Annotated in this window: 5 protein-coding genes; 1 reads left to right on the top strand and 4 read right to left on the bottom strand. The window is 35.1% G+C overall.

The window, feature by feature from the left end:
- Positions 1–97: 97 nt before the first annotated feature.
- Positions 98–2,005 (bottom strand): ABC-F family ATP-binding cassette domain-containing protein, encoded by a 1,908-nt coding sequence (locus EKM05_RS09185; protein WP_126461939.1) that lies wholly within the window; start codon positions 2,003–2,005, stop codon positions 98–100.
- 73 nt (positions 2,006–2,078) lie between these two features.
- Here EKM05_RS09185 and EKM05_RS09180 point away from each other — a divergent pair, with 73 nt between their 5' ends.
- Positions 2,079–2,462 carry a DUF983 domain-containing protein gene (locus tag EKM05_RS09180; protein ID WP_126461936.1) on the top strand — a complete coding sequence of 128 codons (384 nt, stop codon included), beginning with the start codon at positions 2,079–2,081 and terminating at the stop codon, positions 2,460–2,462.
- 2 nt (positions 2,463–2,464) lie between these two features.
- Here EKM05_RS09180 and EKM05_RS09175 read toward each other — a convergent pair whose 3' ends face one another.
- From EKM05_RS09175 to gldM, 3 genes are all read right to left on the bottom strand, one after another.
- The gene (locus EKM05_RS09175) at positions 2,465–3,517 is read right to left on the bottom strand and encodes an FAD-binding oxidoreductase (RefSeq protein WP_126554744.1); all 1,053 of its coding nucleotides are present in this window, start codon (positions 3,515–3,517) and stop codon (positions 2,465–2,467) included.
- Between the two features lie 102 nt (positions 3,518–3,619).
- The gene (gene gldN, locus EKM05_RS09170; RefSeq protein ID WP_126462161.1) at positions 3,620–4,510 is read right to left on the bottom strand and encodes a gliding motility protein GldN; all 891 of its coding nucleotides are present in this window, start codon (positions 4,508–4,510) and stop codon (positions 3,620–3,622) included.
- Between the two features lie 50 nt (positions 4,511–4,560).
- Entirely contained in the window at positions 4,561–6,105 is a 1,545-nt protein-coding gene (gldM, locus tag EKM05_RS09165) for a gliding motility protein GldM (protein ID WP_126554742.1), read from the bottom strand.
- Between the last annotated feature and the right edge of the window lie 20 nt (positions 6,106–6,125).

The raw sequence follows: 6,125 nt of genomic DNA, 5'->3' as shown, positions 1-6,125 counted from the left end.
AAAGGAGCAAAAAACTATAGTTTTCTACTCCTTTTTATTAACAATTAATTTTTAAAAAGACTTTTTCAGTGCCCTCCAAAACCGGAACTCTTCTTTTTTACACAGTATCAATTTCTTCCTGAACAGCTTCCCAATCTAAAAGAAATTTGTCTAACTCAGCCTTTTTCTTATTGTACGCCATAAAAAACTTAGCATCCTCAATATGTTTATCATAATTAGAAGCCAGCATTTTATCATCTTGCTGAATGTCTTTTTCTAATTGCTTGATTTGGCTTTCGATCTTGCTTAACTTGTTTTGTAATGCTTTTCCTTTTTTCTGATCTTCGTATGATGCTTTATTGCTTTCTTTAGGTGATGCTACTTTCTGAGCCTCTTTTTTTTCTACTTCACGCATGTTTTCCATATTGCGTTGTTCTAAAAAATAGTTGATATCCCCTAAATATTCTTTTATTTTTTGGTCTTTAAATTCATATACTAAATTTGACATGCCCTGCAAGAAATCCCTATCGTGAGAAACCAGTAATAAAGTACCGCCAAATTTTTGAAGAGCGGCTTTTAACACATTCTTCGATTTGATGTCCAAGTGATTAGTAGGCTCATCCATCAATAAAACATTAATAGGTTGCAACAATAATTTACACAACGCCAAACGGTTTCTTTCGCCTCCGGAAAGGACTTTTACCTTTTTATCTACATCGTCACCACGAAACAAGAAAGAACCCAGCATATCGCGTACTTTCATTCGGTTCGTATCTGCCGCCGCATCTTCCATCGTTTGCAACAAAGTGATTTCGCCATCCAGATATTCAGCCTGATTTTGTGCAAAATACCCCAATTGTACATTATGTCCTAACTTGATATTTCCTTTATACTCGAATTCGTCAACAATAGCCTTAATAAAAGTTGATTTTCCTTGCCCGTTTTGCCCTACGAAGGCTATTTTACTTCCACGCTCCACTAATAGATTGATATCTTTCAAAATCGTTTTGTCCCCGTAGCTTTTGGTCACATTTTCAGCTTCTATAACTACTCGTCCCGGTTCTTTCGAAACTGGAAAAGTAATATTCATAACGGAATTGTCATCTTCATCTACTTCAATACGTTCTATTTTGTCAAGTTTTTTAATCATCGATTGTGCCATGGAGGCTTTAGAGGCTTTGGCACGAAATTTTTCGATTAATTTCTCTGTTTCTTCTATTTTTTTTGCTTGATTTTTTTGCGTAGCCAATTGTTTTTCACGAATCTCATGACGCAATTCTAAATATTGAGAATATGGTTTATTGAAATCATAGGCTTTACCAAGGGAAATTTCGATTGTTCTGTTTGTCACATTATCTAAAAACATTTTATCGTGCGAAACAATTACCACCACACCGGGATAATTGCGAAGAAAACTTTCCAACCAAATGATACTCTCAATATCCAAGTGATTCGTGGGCTCATCCAGCAGCAAAACATCATTGGCCTGCAATAATAACTTGGCTAATTCGATACGCATTCTCCATCCACCGGAAAAAGTTTCGGTTTGATTATCAAAAACATCTCTTTTAAATCCTAAACCAAGTAAAATTTTCTCCGTGTCCCCCACATAATTATAACCGCCCAATAATTCAAAACGATGGGTGTAATCCGATAAGTCTTCAATGATTTGACTGTATTCATCACTTTCATAATCCGTTCTGGTAACCAATAAGTGATTGATTTCTTCGAGCTTTTTCTCTACAATTTTAATCTCTGTAAACGCTTCATATGCTTCTTCCAGAACCGTTCTTCCTTGTTCAAAGTCAATATCCTGACGCAAGAATCCCATACGAAGGTCTTTCTCTTGAGAAATAACACCTGAATCTGGAGCAAAATCTTTTGCTAACATTTTAAGCATGGTCGATTTCCCCGCTCCGTTCTTTCCTACAAGACCCACGCGGTCTCCGGCACCCAATCGAAAGGTAACTTCTTCAAACAAATAGGAACCACCAAATGAAACGGATAAATTGTGTATATTAAGCATGTATTGTGATTTTATTCCTTTTTGAATGCGTAAATTTGTAACTCCAAAAAAGGAAAAATTAAATTTTTTGCAAATGTTAAAAAAAGGATCCAAATTATATAGCATTTTAACAGGAACTTGTCCTAAATGTCAGAATGAGAGTATGTATTTAGATAAAAATCCGTTACATCTAAACAAAATATTGAAAATGCACGAAAATTGCAGTCATTGTGGTTTAAGATATCAAATTGAACCTTCTTTTTTTTATGGCGCTATGTACGTTAGTTACGGATTAAATGTAGCAATAGGAATTGCTGCTTTTGTCATCTCTTTTGTTCTCTTCGAATCCAGTCTAAAAGTTGCATTCCTTGCAATAATAGTATCACTGGTTATTTTATTCCCTTTTGTTTTGCGATGGGCAAGGAATATTTACATCAACATGTTTGTTTCGTATGATCACAAATTAAATAAAAAATAACACTATTTTTTTCCTTTAGATACAAATCGATTGATGTCAATTACAGTGTCTAAAGGAATTTTATTTTCAATAGTGTCAAATAAAGCTTTTGCCATTGCAGGACCTAACATAACTCCTCGTGTGCCCAAACCATTCAAAATATGTACTGAATTATAATTTTGATGTGTTCCTACGAGTGGTCTTCTATCTTTTACCGTGGGGCGAACTCCGGCAAAATGAGCCACAATTTCAAAATCACAAGTAATAATCTCTTTTATTCTTTCCACTAATTCCGTTTTTCCTTCTGGAGTAGGTAAATCTGTTTTATCTTTCCAATTGTAAGTGGCTCCTACCTTGAACAAATCATTTCCAAGAGGCAAAATAAAGACACTTGTATTGACGATCACATCTAAACGCAAATTAGGTGCTCTAATGACAAAAAGCTCACCTTTTGTACCGTCTAATGGCAAATGTTTAAAATAAGGATTTCCATGCATTCCAAAGCCTTCGGCAAAAACAATATGTTTCGCTTGAATGTCTTTGTACCGAATACCATTTGAGTCAACCTGAAGCGCCTCATAATCAAAAGACTCCTCCTGAAACATCTTATTATGGATAAGATAGTCTCTGTATTTACGCAACAACAATGCGGTATCAACATAACCCGTCTGCAAAACCTCACCGTATCCAAAGGGAGAATCAATTCCAGAAAATTTCTCAAAAATCAATTTTGTGGATAAAAATGGCGAAAGATTTATTTTATCCGAAGCTATAAACCAATTATTCTGTTCTTCTACGGAGAAAAATTTTCTCAAAATAGGTCTCTTAAAATCTACGGTACATTCTAATTTTTTTTCCAACAGCGCATAAAATTCATTCATCAAGACTAATTGCTCTTGTGCCTGCCAAACCTCACTGAATCGTTTTAAAATAACAGGGTTATACAACCCCCCCGCGATTCTTGAAGAATTTTGAGAATTATTATCCAGTAATAAAATACTTTTATCATTTCGCAGCGCAACCTCTGCAAATGAAATACCCGCTAAACCTGAACCAATTATTAAATAATCAATCATTTGAAGAAATATAATTTAAACTAAAGACAAAGTAAATACATTAAAACACAAAACTCTTACCATCACAGTAAGAGTTTTGCGTTTATAGTAAAAAAACTGAAATTAATAATTCCACATATCAGATTCGAAATTGCGAATTTTCTCTTTCACTCGATCGGATTCTAACAACTGATTCTGGGCATTATCTTTCATATACTCTTCAATGGATCTGTCTCCATAAACATTTTCTTCTTTGTAAATAAAACTATTAAAACGTCTTGAATTTAAGATTTGATCAAATGAAATCGGCATCGCTGAATTTTTATCATTGAATGCTTTGGCATCATGCAACACATCTCTTGCTGCTGGAAAAAACACCCAAAACAACTCAATATAATCTTTTTGATCACTATTCATCGTATAAACATCCGGAGTCACTGGACAAATACCCAATAAACGATACTTTAATTCACTCTGCCTTTTATCAAAATACCAATACCCCTTAATTTTATACTGTGTTACGTCCTGAGCAGAAAGATCCTGTCTCAGAATATACTCTTCTGATATTTGATTCCCTGCATTTATTTGTTCTCTACCGGCGTCTGTAGTATCTATTCGAGTTAATGAAGCTTGGATGTCTTTAAATGATTTTTTAGTGTTAAAATAACTATCTGTATACACTTCTGTTAATTCACCACTTTTTATGGCTTTAGTCAGCACATCGTATAACGAACGCCTATCCGAACCAATATTTGCAGTATCTACAGGAAAATACAATGAAAAATTAATCTTTTCGTTTAAATCGATTATTTCCCAGGTTGTTTTTCCCATTAAAACATCTCTATCATGCACATATCCATAGGACAAAGGCCTATCGTTATCTGAAATTAATTGTGCATCAGATTTTAGACCTATCTCGTCAGGAGTTTTTGCATTAAGCAAATTAGATTGTGCAACCGAAGCAAGACTTCCTGTGGAACAGACTATAGCGATTAAAAAATTTCTTACATTCATCATAGTATCATTATAAGATATTGAAGTAGGTTTATATAAAAACGTACTAATTATTGTATTTCAAAAATTACTGGAGCTGTTCTTGGCAATAAGTAGCTTCCTGCACCAACAAGTTTGGTTTTAATCTCAGAAATGGTCACTTGATCACCTCTTCCTGCTTTTGATAATACGGCCTTACATTGCGCATTTAATCTGTTTCCTGATACAACTACTGTCGGCTGTCCGGTAACTTTTAAATTAAAACCAACTACATTTAAACCAACTTCAAAATCAAAATCTTCCAATTTAGCTCCAATAGTTGCAATTTCAAGATTTGATTTTGGTCCTTTTACAACACCTGTTTCTCCCCTAATAGTTCCAGCTGGCCCCGGAATACCTTTGATTCTGAAAACTTTTTTATCAGTAGCCACTTTTCCGTCAGACATTTTTCCTGATACGCTGACAATAACTTCATTACCACCACCAGGATTCATAACGTATTTACCGTTGCCTACCTTTGATAAACCTGGAGCAGAAGCATTAACAGCATTATCCGGAATACCTGCAAAGGAAATAGTCATAGGATTGGATACGCCTCTATAAACGACATTCATCTTATCTGCTGAAATTGTTGCAGAATTAGGTCTTGGCACAACAACATATTTTCCAGCGAATGTTAAAGGGATTGTTTTACCATCCTCTACAAACGTAAATTGTCCTGCAATATTTTGTTCACCTACACCACCAGCTGTTAAAGCAATCTTAGCTTGTCCCGTAGCCGGATCTAACCTAGCACCAGTAACACTTGTTGGTTTGGTATTCTCGTCATAACGTCCCAAAACTACTTTACCTGTAACCTGTTCGCCCTGGAAATAAGCATTTTTATCCAATACAACGATAGCTTGATAATTACTGTAAGATGCCGCTGCAACCGCCGCTTTACCTAATGCCGTACTGTACACATCTGATTCTGCTTTTTTAACATCATTCTGCCAAGCAGATAGTTTAGCTAAAGAAGCAACTGCTGGAAAGCCTTTAAAATGATAATCTAAATAAGGTATCACTATACCGTCTTTATTCTTAACATCTGCCAAACTAAACTTAGCTTGAACTTCAGATAAAATTGGCGCTAATTTTTTATTATCACCCAAAGCCAACTTCATGTCCGATTTATACTTTTCAACTGTTGAAATAACTTCTTTTCCTTTAGCGGAGTAACCTGCGGGACTGAACCATAAATTATCTATATTATCTCCTTTGTCCATAGCCTCATACGGTAGTTTACCCGTCTCCGGATCCACTTCGGTTCCTACTAAAACTTCCGCTTTTATTTGTCCAATATAATCGTAAAAATTTTTTGTTATCACTTCTACTTTATGAGCTGTTATGGCCGCTGCAGCAAATTCGCCACCTGCTTCCGCTGCTTTCGCATCTAATCCAGCTAACATTTGAGCGTTTGATTGTTGGGCTGAAGCGTTTGACCCTTCAAATTTTTCATTCATTAATCCAAAAGCAGACAACACTTCTTTGGACATATTTAATGCTAACATTGCGATGAAAACCAAATACATTAGGTTAATCATCTTCTGTCTAGGGGTTAGTTTTCCTCCTGCCATATTTTCTAAATAATTAGTTT

It is taken from the genome of Flavobacterium sp. GSP27 (genome assembly GCF_003970395.1).
Classification (GTDB): Bacteria; Bacteroidota; Bacteroidia; order Flavobacteriales; family Flavobacteriaceae; genus Flavobacterium.
This window is presented reverse-complemented; position numbering and strand designations above follow the sequence as displayed.